We start from the raw sequence: 18,160 nt of genomic DNA, 5'->3' as shown, positions 1-18,160 counted from the left end.
CCCTGGATATTGGACTAGACCTATTTGAGCGTTCTTCCGAAGGATGGGATCGAATGAGCAACCGTGCGCTCCTGGAGGTGATCGCCCTCGACGTGGAGGACGCGGTCGCGGCCCAGGCAGGTGGGGCGGACCGCCTTGAGCTGGTCACCGACATGGCCGCCGACGGCCTCACCCCGGCGCGCGAGGCGTTCGCGGCGATCCGGGCAGCGGTGGACATCCCACTGCGCGTGATGATCCGGAAGGCCGACGGCTTCGCCGCGGGGGACGTCTCCGTCCTGGCGGCGACGGCGCGGCAGCTGCGGGCCGAGGGGGCGCGGGAGTTCGTGCTCGGCTTCCTGGACGCGGACGGTAGCCCCGACCTGGCCGCCGTCGAGGCGGTCGTCGCGGAGCTGGGCGGCTGCGCGTGGACCTTCCACCGGGCGATCGACCGCGCGGCGGACCGGGACCAGCTGCGCAAGGCGCTGGCCGACCTGCCGGGCCTGGACACCTACCTGACCGCGGGGGCCGCGGCCGGGGTCGGCGAGGGGCTGCCGGTGCTGCTCGCGGAGGCGGCGCGGGGCGGCGAGCCGGGGTACGGGCCGCGGATCCTGGTCGGCGGCGGGCTCACGCTCGCGCACCTACCGGTGCTGCAGGCGGGCGGGATCGACGCCTTCCACATCGGCGGTGCCGCACGTCCCGACGGCTGGGGCGGCCCCGTCTCGGCGGCGGCCGTCGCCGAGTGGCGGGCCGTACTGGACGAATCCGGGCCCGCCGGCGCCTGAAACGCGGGGCGCAGGTGCGGGGCACAGGTGCGGGGCACAGGTCCGCGGCCCGGGCCGCGGCGAGGAGGCCTCGCCGTCCCTTGCGGCGCGCGGTCCGAGGCGGCGCCCCGTCCCGTGCGCCCCGTCCCGTGCGCCCCGGGGCCGGCGGTCAGGCAAGGGCCGCCGGGAGGGGTGAGGCGTGGAGGGCCGTCAGGCCCGAGACGGCCCGGGTGAGGCAGACGTACAGGCGGCGCAGGCCGGTCCGCTCGTCCGGTTCGCCGTCGACGATCGCCGCGGGCTCGTCGAGGACCACGTAGTCGTACTCCAGGCCCTTCGCCAGTGACGCCGGGACGAGTGTCAGGCGGGACTGCGCGGTCGTCTCCTCGCCGGGGGACAGGTACGGCAGGTCTGCCGCGAGCAGGGCATCGGCCAGGGCGGGGATCCGGGCGTCCGCCGCGATCAGGCCGATGGAGCCCTCGTGGGTCAGGGACTCGCGACAGGCTTCCACCACCGCCGCCGTCAGGTCGTCCGCCGCGGTCACCCGGAGCGAGCCGGGGGTCTCGCGGACCGAGGAGACCGGGGCCAGGCCCGGGGAGATCGACGGCAGGAGGCGGGAGGCGTAAGCGATCACCTCGCGCGGCACGCGGAAGCCGGCGGTCAGTTCCTCCACCACCGCCTGCGGCTTGCCCAGGTGGGTCAGGGCCTCGTCCCAGCTGCGGGTGGCCCACGGCGTGGTGCCCTGCGCGAGGTCGCCCAGGACCGTCGCCGAGCCGGTCGTGCAGCGCCGGCCCACCGCCCGGTACTGCATGGGGGAGAGGTCCTGCGCCTCGTCGAGGACGACGTGGCCCAGCGAATGGGTGCGTTCCACCAGGTCGGCCGCCTCGTCGATGAGGACCAGGTCGGCCGCCGACCACTTCGCCGACTTCACGCTCCGGAACGGCTTCGGCCACAGCAGGAGCTTCTGTTCGTCCGCGGTCAGGACGTCCTGCGCGTGCTCGGCGAGGAAGTCCGGGTCGCAGAGCAGCCGCAGGACCAGCTTCGCCGGTTCGACGGCCGGCCAGACCTCCTTGACGGCGGCCTTCACGGCCGCGCTGCGGGCGACCGCGTCCTGGACGCGGTCGTCCGGAGCCTCGCCCGCCTGCTCCATGCGCACCAGGACGGCGTGCGCGATGCGCTGCGGGAGGGCCTCGCGGGCGGCGCCGTAGCGGATGTCGCGGTTCTGCAGTTCCTCGACCATCTCCTCCAGCTCGTACGCCGGCACCCGCCAGCGGCGTGAGCCGCGGACCACTACGAGGGGCTCGGTCGGGCGGCCGACGTGCGAGCGCACCGCGCGGCGCAGCACCTCCGCCATGCGGGCGTCGCCCTTGACGACGGCGGTCTCGGCGGGATCGGTGCCGCGGACCTCCAGCCCCTCGCGGGCGACCAGGTCGTCGACGGTGGCCTGCTTGACCTCCAACTCGCCCAGAGCCGGGAGGACCTGCTCGATGTAGTGCAGGAAGGAACGGTTCGGCCCGATGACGAGGGTGCCGGTGCGGGCGAGGCGCTCGCGGTGCGCGTACAGCAGGTACGCCACCCGGTGCAGGCCGACGGCCGTCTTCCCGGTGCCGGGGCCTCCCTGCACGCAGACGGAGCCGGACAGGCCGGAGCGGACGATCTCGTCCTGTTCGGGCTGGATCGTGGCGACGATGTCCCGCATCGGGCCGACGCGCGGGCGCTCGATCTCCTGCTGGAGCAGCTTGCTGACGGCTGCCGCCTCGGCCGGGTCGGACAGGTGCTCGTCCTCGTACGCGGTCAGCTCGCCGCCGGTGTAGCCGAAGCGGCGACGCAGGCCGATGTCCTGCGGGTCCTTCTTGGAGGCCCGGTAGAACGGCTGGGAGACGGGCGCGCGCCAGTCGATGACCATCGGGTCGCCGTCGGCGTCGTGGACGTGGCGGCGGCCGATGTAGAACTGCTCGCCCTCCGCGCCCTCGGCGAGGTCGGCGCCGGGGGCGTGGAGGTAGTCGAGGCGGCCGAAGAAGAGCGGGGTGTGGGCGAGGTCGGCGAGGGCCTTGATGCGGTCGTCGATCTGGGCCTGGAGCACGATCGCGTTGACCCAGTTCGCGGTGACGTCGCGGATGTCGAGGGCCTCGACGTCCTCGCGCATGGCGCGCAGGGCGGAACGCGAGGCGGTGAGGTGGGCCCGTTCGCGGCCGAGCGGGTCGGCGGGCGGGGCCGCGTCGTCGGGGTTGGTCTCGGGGGCGTACGCGGACACGGGAGTGCCTCCAGCTGCTGGTACGGAACAGATGCCCCCGGTTTCCGGCCGGCAGGCGGCTCTCCCCGATGAGGCGGTGGGAGGCGGCAAGAGCGGAGATTCTAGCCAGCGCGGCGCGCCCGCGCGAACGCATTGACCGGGCCGGAAGCCCGCCGCGGCCGGAACCTCCGAACGGGTGTCGTACCCGGGAGTGTCAGACTTCCGGGAGACCCGCCCGGGCCTGGTGTACGCCGGGAGGAGGAGGCCGGGAGCCCTGGAATGGGGCCCCGGGGCCGATGTGGATCCGGTGGCGGCGGAGCACCATGGATTCATGAGCACCGCAACCTTCACCCCGATGCGGGGCAGCCGCCCGAGCGGCGCCACCGCCCTCTCCGACTCCACGCCCCGCCACCGTCTCGGCAGCATGCTGCACGCCGTGAAGGTGTTCGCGACGGCCGCTGTGAGCGTCGTCGTGCTGGGCGAGTACGCCGAGGACGCGGGCGTCATACGCCGCTGAGGCGGTCCTGCGTAACCCCGGCCCCTGCCTCCGCCCTCCGCCCTCCGGCCCCGGTGTCAGGCGTCGATCGCCTGGTAGACCGTGGTCCAGAAGTCGTGGATGAGCTGCGCCGGTGCGGCGGTGGTCAGCCCGACCTGGGTGAGCAGGATGCCCGTGAGCCCGTTCTCCGGGTCGGCGTACACCGAGGTCCCGGTCCCGCCGTCCCAGCCGAACTGGCCGACGGGCGCGTAGTCGCCGCGGTAGGTGCGCACCGCCATTCCGAAGCCCCAGCCGCCCTGCTGCCCCTGGCCGAAGGACACGTGGACGGCGCCCCGGGCCAGGGCCGACCGGGCGGCCTCCTGCTCGGGGGTGAGCCGGTTGGTGGTCATCAGCTCGACGGCGGGCCGGGACAGGATCCGCTCGGCCGCGTGCGTGCCGTGGTGCAGCAGCATCCGGAAGTAGGCGTGGTAGTCGTCCACGGTGGAGACCAGCCCGCCACCGCCCGCCTGGAAGGCGGGAGGCGCGCTGTACTGACCGCCCTCCGCCTCGTCCCAGACGGTGAACTCCCCGGTCCGAGGGTCGGGGGCGTAGCTGGGCGGCAGCCGGTCGATCGTGTCGGCGGGCACGTGGAATCCGGTGTCCTTCATCCCGAGCGGGTCGAGGACGCGCTCGCGCAGGAACGCCTCGAACGGCTTGCCCGTGACGCGTGAGACGAGTACGCCGAGGACGTCGTGGCTGAGGTGGTACTGCCAGTGCTCGCCCGGCTGGCGCATCAGCGGCAGTGCGCCGAGGCGGCGCATCCACTCGTCCTGTTCGGGCAGCGGTACCGCGCCCTGGCTGAAGACGCCTCCTTCGAAGATCGCGTTCATGATCGGGGAGCCCAGTGCCGTCAGGTCGATGCCGAGGCCGAAGGTGGAGGTCAGCAGGTCCCGCACGGTGATCGGGCGCCGGGCGGGCTCGGTGTCGTCGACGGGGCCGTCGATGCGCCGCAGCACCCGGCGGCCGGCGAGTTCGGGCAGCCAGTGGTCCACCGGGTCGTCGAGCCGCAGCGCGCAGTCGTCGAGGAGCGCCATCGAGGCCGCCATGGTGACCGGCTTCGAGGTCGACGCCATACGGAAGATCGTGTCCCGGCTCATCGGCGCGCCGCCCTCGTGGCGCATCGTCCCGATCGCCTCGACGTGCGTCTCCTCACCGCGTCCGATCAGGGCGACCACTCCGGGGATCCTGCCGGAGTCGACGTGTCGTGCCAGCACGTCGCGCACCTTGCGCAGCCCCGCTCCGTGGAAGCCGTCCCTGCTCTTGCCCATGATGAATCTCCCCGTCGCCTCGCGTTCGGAACATGCTGAACGCTTTTGAAGCTACATTGCGTTCACTGATCGGGCAACAAGCTTGAGAGGATCATAAGGGCTTCTCTATAAGGGATATTTGGCAGTCGTTGCAATCAATCTGACGCTGAATGCACTGCGGAATCCCCTTATGCGTTGCAATGAGCTGAGGGTGAACGCGTAGATCCACTAGGGTCACGCGCGTGACCTTGAGCCCCGCTCCCAGCCGCTCGCCGTCGTCCCTCGCCGGTGTGCTGGCGACGGGCTCGCTGCTCGTACTGGGCGTGCTCTGCATCGCCCTGCGCGTCCCGATGGCCGACGACCTGGCCCGGGGCCTCTCCGCCGCCGAATGGCGCCCGCCCGCCGGGTACCCGCCGTTCGCGGCGATCCTGTTCACCCCGGCGGCCTGGCTGCCGACCGGGTTACTGAAAGCCGTGCTCCTCCTCGGCAACGCCGCCCTGCTCGCCCTGCTGATCGCCCTGTCCTGCCGGCTCGCGGGACTGCCGGCCAGGACCGCGCCCGTCCTGGCCGCCACCATCGCCGGTCTGTGGCTGGAGCCGCTGTTCCAGGCCCCGCTCCCCGGTCAGGTCAACCTCGCCCTCGCCTGCCTGGTCCTGTGGGACCTGGCCCGCCCCGGTGCCGCGCTCGGCAAGGGCTTCGCACTGGGAACCGCCGCCGGGATCACCCTGACCCCGGCGGTCCTCGTCCCGTACCTGCTGGCCACCCGCCGGGTGCGGGCCGGACTGACGGCACTGGCCGCCCTGGCCGGCACCGCCCTGCTCGGACGGCTGGTCCTGCCCGAGGAATCCGCCGCGTTCTGGTCCCGGCACCTGGCCGCCACCGGCCGCGCCCTCGTGCTGGACGGGCCGGGCCTGTGGGTCTGGTGCGTCCCGCTGCTCACCGTGCTCGTCGCGCGGGTCCGCACCGCCCGCAACCGGACGGTCAGTCGTTCGCCAGCAGCTCGTCGGCGTCCATGATCCGGTAGGCGTACCCCTGCTCGGCGAGGAACCGCTGCCGGTGCGCGGCGAAGTCCTGGTCGATCGTGTCGCGCGCGACGACCGAGTAGAAACGCGCCTCGTGGCCGTCCGCCTTCGGGCGCAGGACACGGCCCAGGCGCTGCGCCTCCTCCTGGCGCGAACCGAAGGTGCCCGACACCTGGATGGCGACCGTGGCCTCCGGCAGGTCGATGGAGAAGTTCGCGACCTTCGAGACGACCAGCACGCTGATCTCGCCCTCGCGGAAGGCGTCGAAGAGCTTCTCGCGCTGCGCGTTGGAGGTCTCGCCCTTGATGACGGGCGCGCCCAGGTGCTCACCGAGCTCGTCGAGCTGGTCGATGTACTGCCCGATGACGAGGGTCTGCTCGCCCCGGTGCTTGCGCACCAGCGCCTCGGTGACCTTCCGCTTCGTCGCCGTCGTCGCGCAGAAGCGGTACTTCTCCTCCGTCTCGGCGGTCGCGTACGCCAGGCGCTCGGACTCGGTCAGGTTGACCCGGACCTCCACGCAGTCGGCGGGCGCGATGTAGCCCTGCGCCTCGATCTCCTTCCACGGGGCGTCGAACCGCTTCGGCCCGATCAGTGAGAAGACGTCCGACTCCCGCCCGTCCTCGCGCACCAGCGTCGCCGTCAGGCCCAGCCGGCGCCGCGCCTGCAGGTCGGCGGTGAACTTGAAGACCGGCGCGGGCAGCAGGTGCACCTCGTCGTAGACGATCAGGCCCCAGTCCCGGGAGTCGAAGAGCTCCAGGTGCGGGTAGACGCCCTTCCGCTTCGTCGTCAGGACCTGGTACGTGGCGATCGTGACCGGCCGGATCTCCTTGCGGGTGCCGGAGTACTCGCCGATCTCGTCCTCCGTCAGCGACGTCCGCCTGACCAGCTCGTGCTTCCACTGGCGAGCCGACACGGTGTTCGTGACCAGGATCAGCGTGGTCGCCCTGGCCTTCGCCATCGCGCCCGCGCCGACGAGCGTCTTGCCGGCGCCGCAGGGCAGCACGACCACGCCGGAGCCGCCGTGCCAGAAGCCCTCGACGGCCTGCTGCTGGTACGGGCGCAGTGCCCAGCCGTCCTCCGCCAGGTCGATCGGGTGCGCCTCGCCGTCGACGTAGCCGGCGAGGTCCTCGGCGGGCCAGCCCAGCTTGAGCAGCGTCTGCTTGATCTGTCCGCGCTCGGAGGGGTGCACGGCCACGGTGTCCGGGTCGAGCCGCGCCCCGACCAGCGGGGTGATTTTCTTCGACCGCAGGATCTCCTCCAGCACCGGCCGGTCGGTGCTGGTCAGCACCAGGCCGTGCACGGGGTGCTTGGAGAGGGTGAGGCGGCCGTACCGGGCCATGGTCTCGGCGACGTCGACGAGCAGCGCATGCGGCACCGGGTAGCGGGAGTACTCCACGAGCGCGTCGACGACCTGCTCGGCGTCGTGCCCGGCGGCCCGGGCGTTCCACAGCCCGAGCGGGGTGATCCGGTAGGTGTGGATGTGCTCGGGTGCCCGCTCCAGCTCGGCGAACGGAGCGATGGCGCGGCGCGCGGCTCCGGCGAGCTCGTGGTCGACCTCCAGCAGGAGGGTCTTGTCGCTCTGGACGATAAGTGGACCATTCACGCGCGGCGCCCCGTTTCACTCAGGTCAAACCTCCAGTGTGCCGTACGGCGCCGGGGCTGGGAACACGTCGCCCCGGCGGGTCAGCCGCCCAGTCCCGCGCGCAGCAGGCCGGGGACGGGGCCGAACGGGTCGAGGACGCCGCCCCGCGACGTTGCGGCCCGATGATCGCGAAAGTGCTGTCATAGGGTGGCCGTCGCTCAGGCGACCGGGGGGACCGGAACCTCCTGACGAACGGACGCTCATGACCTCCACGCGGTTCGACCGGTCGCGCCTCCTCGACCCCTCGCCGCCCGCCGCCACGGTCGTCCACGACGTCGGCCTGCTCCTGCTGCGTCTCGTCGTCGGCCTCACCATGGCCGCCCACGGCACGATGAAGCTCTTCGGCTGGTTCGGCGGCCCGGGCCTCACCGCGACCGGCAAGGGCTTCTCCACGGCCGGCTATCCCGCCGGGGACGCCATGGCCGTCATCGCCGGTCTTTCCGAAACCCTCGGCGGCCTGGGTCTGGCCCTCGGCCTGCTGACCCCGCTCGCCGGCGCCGCCCTGACCGGCGTCTTCATCAACATCCTCGAGGTCCGCGGCTTCGGTGCCTACTTCCCGCCCAAGGGCGTGGAACTCGAAGTGGTGCTCTTCGCCTCGGTCATCGCCCTCACGCTCACCGGGCCCGGCCGCTATGCCGTCGACCACCACCTCCCGGTACTGCGCGCATCACGGCCCCAGTACTCCCTGCTCGCCCTGCTGGTGGGTGCCGTCGCGGGCTTCGTCGTCCTGCTCATCCGGGACTGACGGCACGGCACGGCACCACCGCACGGCACCGCAGGGCGGGCGCTCACGCGCCCAGGTGCTCCAGCGGACCCGACGGGTAGGGGGTCTCCACCGGCAGCAGGGCGCGGGCCGCGTCCTCGGCCCCCTCCGCGCCCGACCGGAGCAGGCCGTGGATCTCCCGGACCAGCGGGGTCACATCGCGGATGGAGACCGTCCACGCGTCGGCGTACGCCCGCGACGCCGGACCCGACAGGCCCAGCTGGAGCGAGCGGTACGGCAGCGGGTTCAGGTGCAGGTCGCGCTCGGGGTCCCACTGCACGCGGGCGGGCGCCGCGCGCAGCGACTCCTGCCAGGACGCCCGGTCGGCGTGTACGCCCGCCTCGAAGTGCGACAGGCAGGCCCCGCGCAGTGCCCGGTCGAAGCCTTCGCGGGTGATCTCGACCGCCAGTACCGTTTCCTGGTCGGCCTTGGTGGCCCAGCCGCAGCGGTACATCATCCACAGGAACGACGGCTTGATCCACGTCATCCGCTCGCGCTTCCAGGCGGGCGGGAAGCGGTTGTCGCGGGCGGCCGGGACCCCGAGACGGGGTGCGTAGGCCTGGTAGACGGTGAGGGTGGTGTCGGTGTGGGCGGCGCGGATCCGGCGGTGCGGTACGGCTTGCATGACCCCAGCGTGCCGAGCGCCCGGCGGCCCGGCCAGCCGTTTTCCGCACCCGCGAGGGACCGTCACGGGGGCACCGCTCCCGGACCCTCGCGCCCCGATCGCCGCCACGGCTCGTCTCAGAGGTGTTCGTCCGCCAGTTCCGCCACGCCGGTCACGCGGTGCAGGGCGTAGGTGCGGACCTCGTCCGCCGTGTGGTCGTAGCCCGTGACGAAGCCGCCCTCGACGCGCACCGGGGCGATGACCCGCTGGCTCGCGGCGCCGTCCGCGTTCACGTAGCCGATCCACACCGCCGACCCCGTCAGGGCCGCCGCCTGTACCGTCGCCAGCGTCTCCGCCGCGCTCGTGCGCGGGAGATCGCCCGGCACGGCGGCGGCCGGCCCCGGCTCCTTGCGGACCGCCGTCGCCGCCAGGTCGCCCGCACGGATCGCCCGTACGGCCGCCCCGAGCAGCGTCGCGTCCGGCACCGGCGGACCGTCCGGTACCGGTACGGGTGCCGAGCGGGCCGGTGTGCGGTGGGCGTCGGCCCGTGCCACCAGCACGTCGCCGGTACCGGACTCCGCGGCCGGCGCGTACCCCATCGCCCGCAGGCCCTCCAGCAGCGCGGTCGGTTCGGCCCGCGCGGCCAGCACCGTGGGCGCCAATCGGCGCAGCCCCAGCCCCGCCGAGCGCTTGTCCGCCAGGATCTCGCCCAGCATCGCGTCGTCGTCGCAGCGCACGTACGAGGAGGCCGCGCCGACCCGCAGGTGTCCGTGCCGGCGGGCCACGTCGTCGATCAGGTACGCCAGCGGCTGTGGCACCGGCGTACGGCTGTGCTCCTTGAGGAAGGCGTGCAGGTCGGCGGCGGCATGGCCGGCGTCCAGCGCCCGCCGCACCGATCCCGGAGTGAAGCGGTACACCGTCGCCCCGCCCTTGGACTCCACGTCGGCGAGCACCGCGAGGGTGTCCCCGAGCGGGCGGCGCAGCGGTCCCGGCGCCACCGCCGTCAGGTCCGCCTGCAGCAGTACGTGGTCGACCGGCTCCGGCAGCAGCGGTGCCAGGAGCGGCGCCGGGTCCCGGTGTTCCAGCAGGGCCCGGCCGGGCCCCGACAGGGCGCCCCTGCCGGTCACCCCGAGGACCTCCGCCTCGGTCAGCGCCCAGCCCGCCAGCCGGGCCCGCAGGTCGCTCGGCGTGCGCACGGGACGCTCCCACGCGAGCCGCGCCAGCACCGCCTCCGCATCGGGGGAGCCGCCCTCCGGCAGGTCCGCGAGGAGTTCCAGGACGCGCCGGCGCACCTCGGGCGCGGCGGAGCGGTCCAGTTCGGGGCCGAGCGCCGACAGGGTGCGCGCCTTCGCGTCCTGCTCGCCGACCAGGCCGGCCGTACGGGTCGCCGGCAGCCAGGCGGCGGCCAGCGCCGACCACCGTTCGGCGGGCGGCAGTTCGCGCCAGTCGTCGAAGGCCGGGGTGGGCGCGTACCGCTCGTCGGCCTCCCCGTCGCTGGCCAGCAGCCCGGCCGCGTAGGCCAGTTCGATCCAGAACGCCGCGGACGCCTCGGTGGTGTCCAGGGCTGCCGCGGCCCGCTTCAGGTCCCTTACGGACAGCCCGCCCGCCCGCAGCACCGGCGGACCGGTGTGCTCCCAGGACTTCACCAGCTCCTCGACGGTGGCCAGCGCGGCCAGCGCCTGGCCGGCGGCGTTCGCGTCCACGAGCGGTGGCCGGTGCTCGCGGTGCGGGGTCACCGGCGGAGCCACCGGTGAGGTGTCCCGGTGGGCGAGGCCGCCGCGCAGGTGCAGTGCCACCTCCCGCGGCAGGACCACGGTCCGTGCCGTCGCGGGCAACAGCAGACCCCGGTCGCGCAGCCAGCGCACCGGCGGTGCCGGGTTCGGGGTCACCTCTCCGTACGGCGGACCCCACACCAGCCGGCCCAGCACCTGGTGCGCCTCGGCCGGGGCCTCGTCCAGCAGCGCGGACATCCGTTCCGGGTCGGTGAACAGCGCGGTCAGCGCCGTGACCGCGGAGACCGGGTCGTGCGTGGCGGGCAGCCCGGCCGCCGCCACGATCTCCTGCACTCGCGTCGGCGACATCCCGGCGGTGGCCTCGGCGACGGTCGGCCCCAGTCCGGTCGGCGAAGGCCGCTGCGCGGATGGTGCGAGCAGCTCGCGGGCGGTGCGCACCAGACGCAGCCGGTCCTCGGCGCCCCACACCAGGGCCTGGTCGCGCAGGGTGGCCAGGGCCCGGGGGAGCGCGGTACGGGCCCGCTCGTCCTCGCCGCCGGTCAGCAGCCCCTCCAGCACCGGGTACGGGCATGGGTCGGGGGCCACGGCGAGGGCTTCGACCGTCTGCAGGGTGAACCGGTCCAGCCGCTCCAGGGCCCGCACCACCGAGGCCCGGGTCCCGGCGCGCGTGGCGAGCTGGGTCACGTCGCCCGGGACCGGGTTCAGCAGGTCCGGGCGGGAGTGCAGCAGGGCACAGAGCGCGGCGTCGTCGCGGGCGCGCAGCGCCTCGGCGAGGGAGCGCGGGGACGTCGTCCCGGTCCCGTTCTCCGGAGCTCTCGCAGCAGTGCTTGGCTCGGGCACAGTCGCCTCCCGGTCGCGTCGGCCGGTCGTGTCGGCCGGTCCCCATCCGGCCAACGGTATCCGCTGCGCCCGGGGCGGCTCCACGGGTGCACGCGCTACCTTCGGGAGAGGCGGTACGGGAGGAGCCTGGGCGTGGGGATCGAAAGCGACCACCTGGTCTACGAATATCTGAGCGCCGTCGGGGACTTGGCGCAACGACGGCACCTCGCCTCCGGTGACCGGATGAGGCTCGTGGCGGGCCTGCGGGACGAGATCGACCGTCGGCGCGCCAAGTACGACCCGGAGACCCCGGCGGCCGTACGCCGCATCCTGGAACGCATCGGCACGCCCGAGGAGGTCCTGGACGCCCTCGGCTCCCGGCAGGGCGCGGCTTCCGCCGCAGGCCCCGCCGAGCAGGTCCCGTCGGTGCCCGCCCAGCGGGCCGCCGGCCGACTGCGCCTGCCCGGGGTGCCCCCGCCGCGGCCGGCGCCCGAGCAGGAGCCCGAGGCGCAGAACGTGCCGCCGCACCTGGCCGGGCTGGACGAGCTCGGACCGTCCGGCGGCGCCGAGCCCGACTGGTGGCGGATGACGCCCGGCAGCTACGGACGCGGCCCGCAGGTCGAGGGCTTCGCGGGCGGCATCGAGATGCCGGGCCCGTTCGAGAAGGAGCCGGGGCAGGACGCCGAGGAGGAGGCGGCGGGGGCAGCGGGTGCACCCGGGCCGCCGGACTCGCGTACGCGGACCCTCGTACGGTTCCTGCGCGAGCGGCGGCGGGCGAAGGCGGCGGCCGCCGCGGAGGCCGGGGCGCAGCCGGAGGAGGCCACGGCTCCGGCCCGTCCGCGGCCCAACGCCTTCCTGCTGCTGGCCGCGGCGGTCCTCGTCGCCGGTGTCGTCAGCGGGCAGTGGCTGCTGCTCGTCATCGGCTGGCTGCTGCCGTACGCCTCCCGGGTGCTGGGGCCCGCCGAACGCAAGTGGGCCGTCTTCGGGCCGCCCGGAGTGTTCCTCGCGGGCGCCGCGGTGTGGCTATGGGGCCGTACCAACGGCACGTGGGGCGAGAGCCTCGCCGACGACCAGGTCGGCGGCGCGGTTCAGGGGATGTGGCCGTGGCTGCTGCGGGGCGCCGCGCTGGCGTCCGTGCTGTACCTGGTGTGGCGGGCGCGCCGGCGCTGAGGCGACGCCGGGCGAAGGTCTCGAAGTCGAGGCCGCCGGCTGTCGCGTGGTGTCCGGCCTCCGGTCGGGGGCCCTGGTCCCGTATCCCGTCCCGCCGGTAGCCGGGCCCGAAGTCCCGCGCCGCGTCGAAAAGGTTGAACACGAGTTCCGGGAAGGTTCGCCGCACCGTCCACCACCGTCCGCTGCCCTCGGCACAATGGGCGGTATGAACCTCACCGTCGGCTTCGACCTCGACATGACCCTGATCGACTCCCGCCCGGGGATCCACGCCGCCTACCGGGCGCTGTCGGCCGAGACGGGGACGTACATCGACGCCGACGCGGCGGTCACCCGCCTGGGCCCGCCGCTGGACGAGGAGCTGGCGTACTGGTTCCCGCAGGCCGAGATCCCGGCCATGGCGGACCGCTACCGGGAGATCTACCCCGACCACGCCATCGCGCCGACCCCGGCCATGCCCGGCGCCCGCGAGGCCGTCGCCGCCGTCCAGGCGATGGGCGGCCGCGCGATCGTCGTCACCGCCAAGCACGAGCCCAACGCCCGCCTGCACCTGGAGCACCTCGGCATCGAGCCGGACGCGGTGATCGGCTGGCTGTGGGCGGAGGCCAAGGCGGGTGCGCTGCGCGAGCACGGGGCGCAGATCTACGTCGGCGACCACATCGGTGACGTACGCGGTGCCCGGACGGCCGGTGCACTGTCCGTGGCGGTGCCGACCGGCCCGTGCCCGGAGCCGGAACTGCGCGCCGCGGGCGCGGACGTGGTGCTGGCGGACCTCACCGCGCTGCCGCGGTGGCTCGCGGGGTACGTCGCCGTGCAGCCCGTCTAGGGCGTGCGGCCGGGCAGGGCCCGGGGCTCCTGGGAGGCGCGCGCCGCGTTGCGCTGTGCGGCCGCCGAGCGCAGCACGCCCGCGGCGGAGATCGCGAAGCCGACGCCCATCAGCATGCACACGGCCCACGCGTACGACGGGAACGGGTCGGTGCCGAGGAACAGCGGGGCCATCGTGGCCAGAGTGGCCACGGCACCGGCGATGAACACGATGCCGCCGGCCCTGACCAGTCCGTCGCCGGGCCGCGCTTCGTCCGCATGAGGAGTAACAGTCACCTCACCAGGGTAGTTCCCTGGCCGAAGCAGCCGACCGTGAAGGACCGGGGAACGTCTTGTCACCCGGTCCCCGACCATTAGCCTTGAGGTGGCGGGTCACACATGACCCGCTGCGCTGTTGTCCGGAGCCGTTCGCGGCCCTTCGGACCCCCGACGAGCACAAGGACAGAGGACGGACGTGCCTACCGGCAAGGTCAAGTGGTTCAACAGTGAGAAGGGCTTCGGCTTTCTCTCCCGTGACGACGGCGGCGACGTCTTCGTCCACTCGTCGGTGCTCCCCGCCGGGGTCGATGCCCTCAAGCCCGGTCAGCGAGTCGAGTTCGGTGTCGTCGCCGGACAACGCGGTGACCAGGCACTTTCGGTGACCGTGCTGGATCCGGCGCCGTCCGTAGCGGCCGCCCAGCGCCGCAAGCCCGACGAGCTCGCCTCGATCGTGCAGGACCTCACCACCCTGCTGGAGAACATCACCCCGATGCTGGAGCGCGGCCGCTACCCCGACAAGGCGCACGGCACGAAGATCGCCGGTCTGCTGCGCGCGGTGGCCGACCAGCTCGACGTCTGACCGCGTAGGCACCTGCGCCCCGCCCCTCGTACAGGGTTTCCTGCGAGCGGCGGGGCGCCGTCGCGTACGGCGCCCGCACCGGCTACGGGAAGGCGAGCGCGTCCGGCGCGATGGCCGGTACCAGCCCCTCGGCCGCGGCCCTCGTCAGCAGCCCGCGCACTGCCGCGTAGCCGGATTCGCCCAGGTCCGCCGTGAACTCGTTGACGTACAGCCCGATGTGCTGGTCGGCGACGACCGGGTCCAGTTCCTGAGCGTGTGCGCGCACGTACGGGCGGGAGGCCTGCGGGTCGTCCCAGGCCATCCGAACGGAGGCGCGCGCCGATGCGGCCAGCTCGCGCAGCCGCTCCGCCCCCAGCGAGCGCTTCGCGATGATCGCGCCGAGCGGGATCGGCAGGCCGGTGGCGGACTCCCAGTGCTCGCCCATGTCGGCCAGGCAGTGCAGCCCGTAGTCCTGGTAGGTGAACCGGGCCTCGTGGATGACCAGTCCGGCGTCCACCCGGCCGTCGCGCACCGCCGGCATGATCTCGTGGAACGGCAGGACGACCACCTCGCCGACGCCCTCCGGCAGCACGTCCGCCGCCCACAGCCGGAACAGCAGGTAGGCGGTGGAGCGCTCGCTCGGCACCGCGACGGTCCTCCCCACCAGGTCCAGGCCGGGCTCCCGGGTCAGGACCAGCGGTCCGCAGCCGCGCCCGAGCGCACCGCCGCAGGGCAGCAGCGCGTACTCCTCCAGCACCCACGGCAGCACCGCGTACGACACCTTCAGCACGTCCAGTTCGCCGCGCTCGGCCATCCCGTTGGTGATGTCGATGTCCGCGAAGGTGACGTCCAGTGCCGGGGCGCCCGGTACCCGGCCGTGCGCCCATGCGTCGAAGACGAACGTGTCGTTCGGGCAGGGCGAATAGGCGATCTTCAGCGCTTCACCGTCGGCCACGGTGGTGGTGTTGCTCATGGCGTTCTCCCCAGTTCGCGAGTACGGGCCCGAGCACGCGGAAGCCTTCGGCGAGCGCCGCCAGCGCGTCCCCGATCCGCCAGGCGGCACGGTCGCGCGGTCCCACGGTGTTGGACACGGCGCGGATCTCCAGCACGGGCAGGCCGTACGCGGCGGCCGCTTCCGCCACCCCGAAGCCCTCCATGGCCTCGGCACCGGCCAGCGGGTGCCGGGCCGTGAGAGCGGCCGCCCCGTCGGCGGTTCCGGTCACGGTGGACACGGTCAGTACGGGCGCCAGCAGGGCCCCGGTCGCCTCCGCGGCCCGGGCGGCCAGTTCGGCGGGCGGCAGGTGCACGCTGTGCCCGAAGCCCAGCGCCGCCACGTCGAGGAACCCTTCGGGGGTCTGTGCCCCGAGGTCGGCGGCGACGATCGCGTCCGCGACCACCAGGGAGCCGACCGGCGCGGCGGGCGCGAACCCGCCGCCGATGCCGGCGCTGACGACGAGCTCGTACTCGCCGAGGGCCAGCGCCGTGGCCGTGCCCGCGGCGGCCGCCGCGGGACCGACGCCGCCGACGAGCACGTCGAGGGCGATGCCCGGCAGGTCCCGGCGGGTGACGGGGTATCCCGCCCCGGACTGCGTCCGGGGACGCCCCGGGGGGAGCGTGCGCGGCTCGGGACCGGGACTGTCCGGATGAGGGGTCAGACCGGCGAGGACGGAGTCCGACTCCGCCCCCACCGCCGTCACGACGAGCGCGCGCACCGGTGTCGCCCGGTTACTTGAGCTTGAGGTTGAAGGACCAGACGGCAAGCGGCTTGCCGGCCTCGTCGATCTGCAGGAACGCCAGCCTCTTCGAGGTCGGGGCCTCGCCCTGGCCGCCCGTCGCGAAGACGTCGGCGCCGGGGAAGCTGCGGTAGGTGTTCGACGAGGGCTCGGTGATCGGCTGGCCGTCGAGCACCGCCGACCAGCGCTTGCCGTCCTCGACGATCGCCGGCTCGACGCCGAGCCGCAGCGTGTCGCCGCGGCCGTACTCGATGGTCTTGGGGTTCTTCAGGTTCGTGAGGCACTCCTGGACCTCGTCCACGGAGAGCTCCTTGCCGTCGTTGTGGCAAGTGGCCTCGGCGGAAACCGACTCGCTGCCGACCGTCACGGTCGCGAGCGGGGTCGGCTTGTCGCAGGCGGAGAGAAGGAGGAGGCCGGCGGACACGGCTCCGAGGGCCGCGACGCTGCGGCGGGCCCTACCCGAGAAAAGCGGTGCGGTCATGAGCCGAAGGCTATCGGGCCCCTGGGCTGCGCCGCTGCACGGGGTACCGCAGGCCCGCGGCGCGCCGCCGTTCGGCTTCCGGCCGGGTGGCCGTTCGGGGGTGGGCGTGGCGCCCTGTGGCTCCCCACCGGGGCGGGCGTGCCGTCGTCAGGGTTCCACCGGGGGGCGGGCGTGACTCCCGCCGGGAACCGTGCGCGTGTCGTCGCCACCGCGCCCGTACGGGCGCGGCCGCGACGGGCGGGAGCCGGGGGGTCAGGCCACGCTGGGGCGGGACGGGCGTTGCCGGGAGTGGTGGCGAGGGGCCGAGATGACGCCGCGGACTGCCATGGCCGCGCCCAGCGCGACGATCGCCGCCGCCACCGACATGCCCAGTACGCCGTTCAGCGGCAGCGCGATGCCGATCGCCCCGCCCATCACCCACGCCACCTGGAGCAGCGTCTCCGAACGGGCGAACGCGGAGGTCCGCACCGCCTCCGGCACGTCCCGCTGGATCATCGCGTCCAGCGACAGCTTCGCCAGCGCTTGGCAGAAGCCCGCCGTCGCGGCCAGCACCGCCACGAACAGCCCGCTGTAGAAGACGGCCGCCAGCACCGCCACCCCCAGCGTCACGCAGAGCACCGACGCGACGATCGCCTCCGGCGCCCGCGCCCGCAGCCACGCGCCCACCGCCGTCCCGCAGGCGTTGCCCACCCCCGCCGACACGCCGACGATGCCCAGGGACACCGCCGCGCTCTGCCCCGCCAGCGGGTGCTCGCGCAGCAGGAACGCCAGGAAGAAGATCAGGAATCCGGACAGTCCGCGCATCGCCGCGTTCGCCAGCAGCCCGCACAGCACGCTGCGGCTGACCGTCCGCAGCCCCGGCCGCTTCGAGTGCGCCTCGTGCGTCGACAGCCGGGCGCGGCGCTCGCCCTTCGCCTCGTCCACCTTGTGCGGCAGCGTGAACGCGGCGAAGGTGCCGACCAGGAAGACGACGCAGGCCCCGTACAGCGGCCACTGCGGCCCGATCGAGTTCAGCCCGGCAGCCACCGGCGCCGCTGCGCCCGTGGCCAGCAGACCGGCCAGCGTGACCCGGGAGTTCGCCTTGACGAGTGAGAACTTCGGTGGGAGCAGCCGCGGGACCACGGCACTGCGTACGACTCCGTACGACTTGGACGCCACCAGCACGCCCAGTGCCGCCGGATACAGCTGCAGACCCCCCGTGGCCACCGCTCCCGACATGGTCACGGCGAGCAGCGCCCGCGCCAGCATCGCCGCCGCCATCGAGGCCCTGCGGCCGTGCGGCAGCCGGTCCAGCAGCGGACCGATCACCGGGGCCAGCACCGTGAAGGGCGCCATCGTGATCGCCAGGTACAGGGCCACCCGGCCCCGCGCCTCGTCCGTCGGCACGGAGAAGAACACCGTCGACGCCAGTGCCACCGTGATCATCATGTCGCCCGCGCCGTTGATCGCGTGCAGCTCGATCAGCTTGCCCAGGCCCGACTCGCCCGCTCCGTGCGCGTGCGTGGCCCGCCGGATCCCCTTGGCCGGACCGGTGATCGGACGGTGCAGAGCACGCCCGACAGCCCGGCCGGCCCGCCTGGCCGGTCCCGAGCCGTCGTCGGACGACCGTGCGGGTGCCACACTCGACATAGTGCCCCACCCGGGCCCCCGCGGACGCCTCCCGGCGCGTCGCGGAACCGGCGGCTTGTCCGCGAATCGGACCTTGCATGTGTGCCCAGGGCTTGAGAGGAGGTAGCGTGCGTAGCGCGCCACCGGCGGTTGCTCCTGGCCGCGCGCCTCTTCGTGATCCCGCAGAATGGATC

The 18,160-nt window shown here is 73.9% G+C and carries 17 protein-coding genes; 7 read left to right on the top strand and 10 right to left on the bottom strand.

Going from position 1 to position 18,160, the window contains the following annotated elements; all coding sequences use genetic code 11:
- The first annotated feature begins 53 nt into the window (after positions 1 to 53).
- Positions 54 to 761 (top strand): copper homeostasis protein CutC, encoded by a 708-nt coding sequence (locus R4Z63_RS13810; RefSeq protein ID WP_384447787.1) that lies wholly within the window; start codon positions 54 to 56, stop codon positions 759 to 761.
- 148 nt (positions 762 to 909) lie between these two features.
- Here R4Z63_RS13810 and R4Z63_RS13805 read toward each other — a convergent pair whose 3' ends face one another.
- Positions 910 to 2,991 (bottom strand): HelD family protein, encoded by a 2,082-nt coding sequence (locus R4Z63_RS13805; protein WP_491522545.1) that lies wholly within the window; start codon positions 2,989 to 2,991, stop codon positions 910 to 912.
- Positions 2,992 to 3,301: 310 nt separating this feature from the next.
- Between R4Z63_RS13805 and R4Z63_RS13800 the strand changes: the two genes are divergently transcribed.
- Complete coding sequence (locus R4Z63_RS13800) at positions 3,302 to 3,487, top strand: hypothetical protein (RefSeq protein WP_037925395.1); 186 nt, start codon at positions 3,302 to 3,304, stop codon at positions 3,485 to 3,487.
- Positions 3,488 to 3,543: 56 nt separating this feature from the next.
- Here the strand turns inward: R4Z63_RS13800 and R4Z63_RS13795 are convergent, their stop codons facing one another.
- Positions 3,544 to 4,773 (bottom strand): serine hydrolase domain-containing protein, encoded by a 1,230-nt coding sequence (locus tag R4Z63_RS13795; protein WP_384447784.1) that lies wholly within the window; start codon positions 4,771 to 4,773, stop codon positions 3,544 to 3,546.
- Positions 4,774 to 4,994: 221 nt separating this feature from the next.
- Between R4Z63_RS13795 and R4Z63_RS13790 the strand changes: the two genes are divergently transcribed.
- A complete protein-coding gene (locus R4Z63_RS13790) occupies positions 4,995 to 5,768 on the top strand; it encodes a glycosyltransferase 87 family protein (RefSeq protein WP_384447781.1) in 774 nt (257 codons plus the stop codon).
- Here the strand turns inward: R4Z63_RS13790 and R4Z63_RS13785 are convergent.
- Positions 5,734 to 7,377, bottom strand: a complete 1,644-nt coding sequence (locus R4Z63_RS13785) for a DNA repair helicase XPB (protein ID WP_037924773.1) — start codon at positions 7,375 to 7,377, stop codon at positions 5,734 to 5,736. The two genes, R4Z63_RS13790 and R4Z63_RS13785, sit on opposite strands and share 35 nt — an antisense overlap.
- Positions 7,378 to 7,618: 241 nt before the next feature.
- Between R4Z63_RS13785 and R4Z63_RS13780 the strand changes: the two genes are divergently transcribed.
- Positions 7,619 to 8,161 (top strand): DoxX family membrane protein, encoded by a 543-nt coding sequence (locus tag R4Z63_RS13780; RefSeq protein ID WP_384447777.1) that lies wholly within the window; start codon positions 7,619 to 7,621, stop codon positions 8,159 to 8,161.
- A gap of 43 nt (positions 8,162 to 8,204) precedes the next feature.
- Here R4Z63_RS13780 and R4Z63_RS13775 read toward each other — a convergent pair whose 3' ends face one another.
- Both R4Z63_RS13775 and R4Z63_RS13770 read right to left on the bottom strand, forming a co-directional pair.
- Positions 8,205 to 8,804: a DUF4291 domain-containing protein gene (locus R4Z63_RS13775; protein WP_037924777.1), complete on the bottom strand. Its 600-nt coding sequence runs from the start codon at positions 8,802 to 8,804 to the stop codon at positions 8,205 to 8,207.
- Positions 8,805 to 8,920: 116 nt separating this feature from the next.
- On the bottom strand, positions 8,921 to 11,356 hold the full coding sequence (locus R4Z63_RS13770) for a helicase-associated domain-containing protein (RefSeq protein ID WP_384447774.1): 2,436 nt from the start codon (positions 11,354 to 11,356) through the stop codon (positions 8,921 to 8,923).
- Positions 11,357 to 11,488: 132 nt separating this feature from the next.
- Between R4Z63_RS13770 and R4Z63_RS13765 the strand changes: the two genes are divergently transcribed.
- Together R4Z63_RS13765 and R4Z63_RS13760 are read left to right on the top strand one after the other, a co-directional pair.
- The gene (locus R4Z63_RS13765) at positions 11,489 to 12,505 is read left to right on the top strand and encodes a hypothetical protein (protein WP_384447771.1); all 1,017 of its coding nucleotides are present in this window, start codon (positions 11,489 to 11,491) and stop codon (positions 12,503 to 12,505) included.
- 196 nt (positions 12,506 to 12,701) lie between these two features.
- The gene (locus R4Z63_RS13760) at positions 12,702 to 13,328 is read left to right on the top strand and encodes an HAD family hydrolase (RefSeq protein ID WP_037924785.1); all 627 of its coding nucleotides are present in this window, start codon (positions 12,702 to 12,704) and stop codon (positions 13,326 to 13,328) included.
- Here the strand turns inward: R4Z63_RS13760 and R4Z63_RS13755 are convergent.
- Complete coding sequence (locus R4Z63_RS13755) at positions 13,325 to 13,603, bottom strand: hypothetical protein (protein WP_384447768.1); 279 nt, start codon at positions 13,601 to 13,603, stop codon at positions 13,325 to 13,327. The genes R4Z63_RS13760 and R4Z63_RS13755 overlap by 4 nt on opposite strands.
- A 178-nt stretch (positions 13,604 to 13,781) precedes the next feature.
- Between R4Z63_RS13755 and R4Z63_RS13750 the strand changes: the two genes are divergently transcribed.
- Positions 13,782 to 14,165, top strand: coding sequence for a cold-shock protein (locus tag R4Z63_RS13750; protein WP_037924790.1), 384 nt, complete (start codon positions 13,782 to 13,784; stop codon positions 14,163 to 14,165).
- Positions 14,166 to 14,247: 82 nt separating this feature from the next.
- Here R4Z63_RS13750 and R4Z63_RS13745 read toward each other — a convergent pair whose 3' ends face one another.
- From R4Z63_RS13745 to R4Z63_RS13730, 4 genes are all read right to left on the bottom strand, one after another.
- Positions 14,248 to 15,117: a 1,4-dihydroxy-6-naphtoate synthase gene (locus tag R4Z63_RS13745; RefSeq protein ID WP_384447764.1), complete on the bottom strand. Its 870-nt coding sequence runs from the start codon at positions 15,115 to 15,117 to the stop codon at positions 14,248 to 14,250.
- A complete protein-coding gene (locus R4Z63_RS13740; RefSeq protein WP_384447761.1) occupies positions 15,086 to 15,856 on the bottom strand; it encodes a futalosine hydrolase in 771 nt (256 codons plus the stop codon). Before R4Z63_RS13740 ends, R4Z63_RS13745 begins: the two co-directional genes overlap by 32 nt.
- 13 nt (positions 15,857 to 15,869) lie before the next feature.
- Positions 15,870 to 16,358 (bottom strand): hypothetical protein, encoded by a 489-nt coding sequence (locus R4Z63_RS13735; RefSeq protein WP_037924792.1) that lies wholly within the window; start codon positions 16,356 to 16,358, stop codon positions 15,870 to 15,872.
- Positions 16,359 to 16,610: 252 nt separating this feature from the next.
- On the bottom strand, positions 16,611 to 17,987 hold the full coding sequence (locus tag R4Z63_RS13730; RefSeq protein WP_384447758.1) for an MFS transporter: 1,377 nt from the start codon (positions 17,985 to 17,987) through the stop codon (positions 16,611 to 16,613).
- Positions 17,988 to 18,160: the final 173 nt, after the last annotated feature.

The sequence above is a fragment of the Streptomyces sp. PL-29 genome (assembly GCF_058344425.1).
Note: the sequence above shows the minus strand (reverse complement) of the source record. Positions and strands in the feature narration are given on the sequence as shown.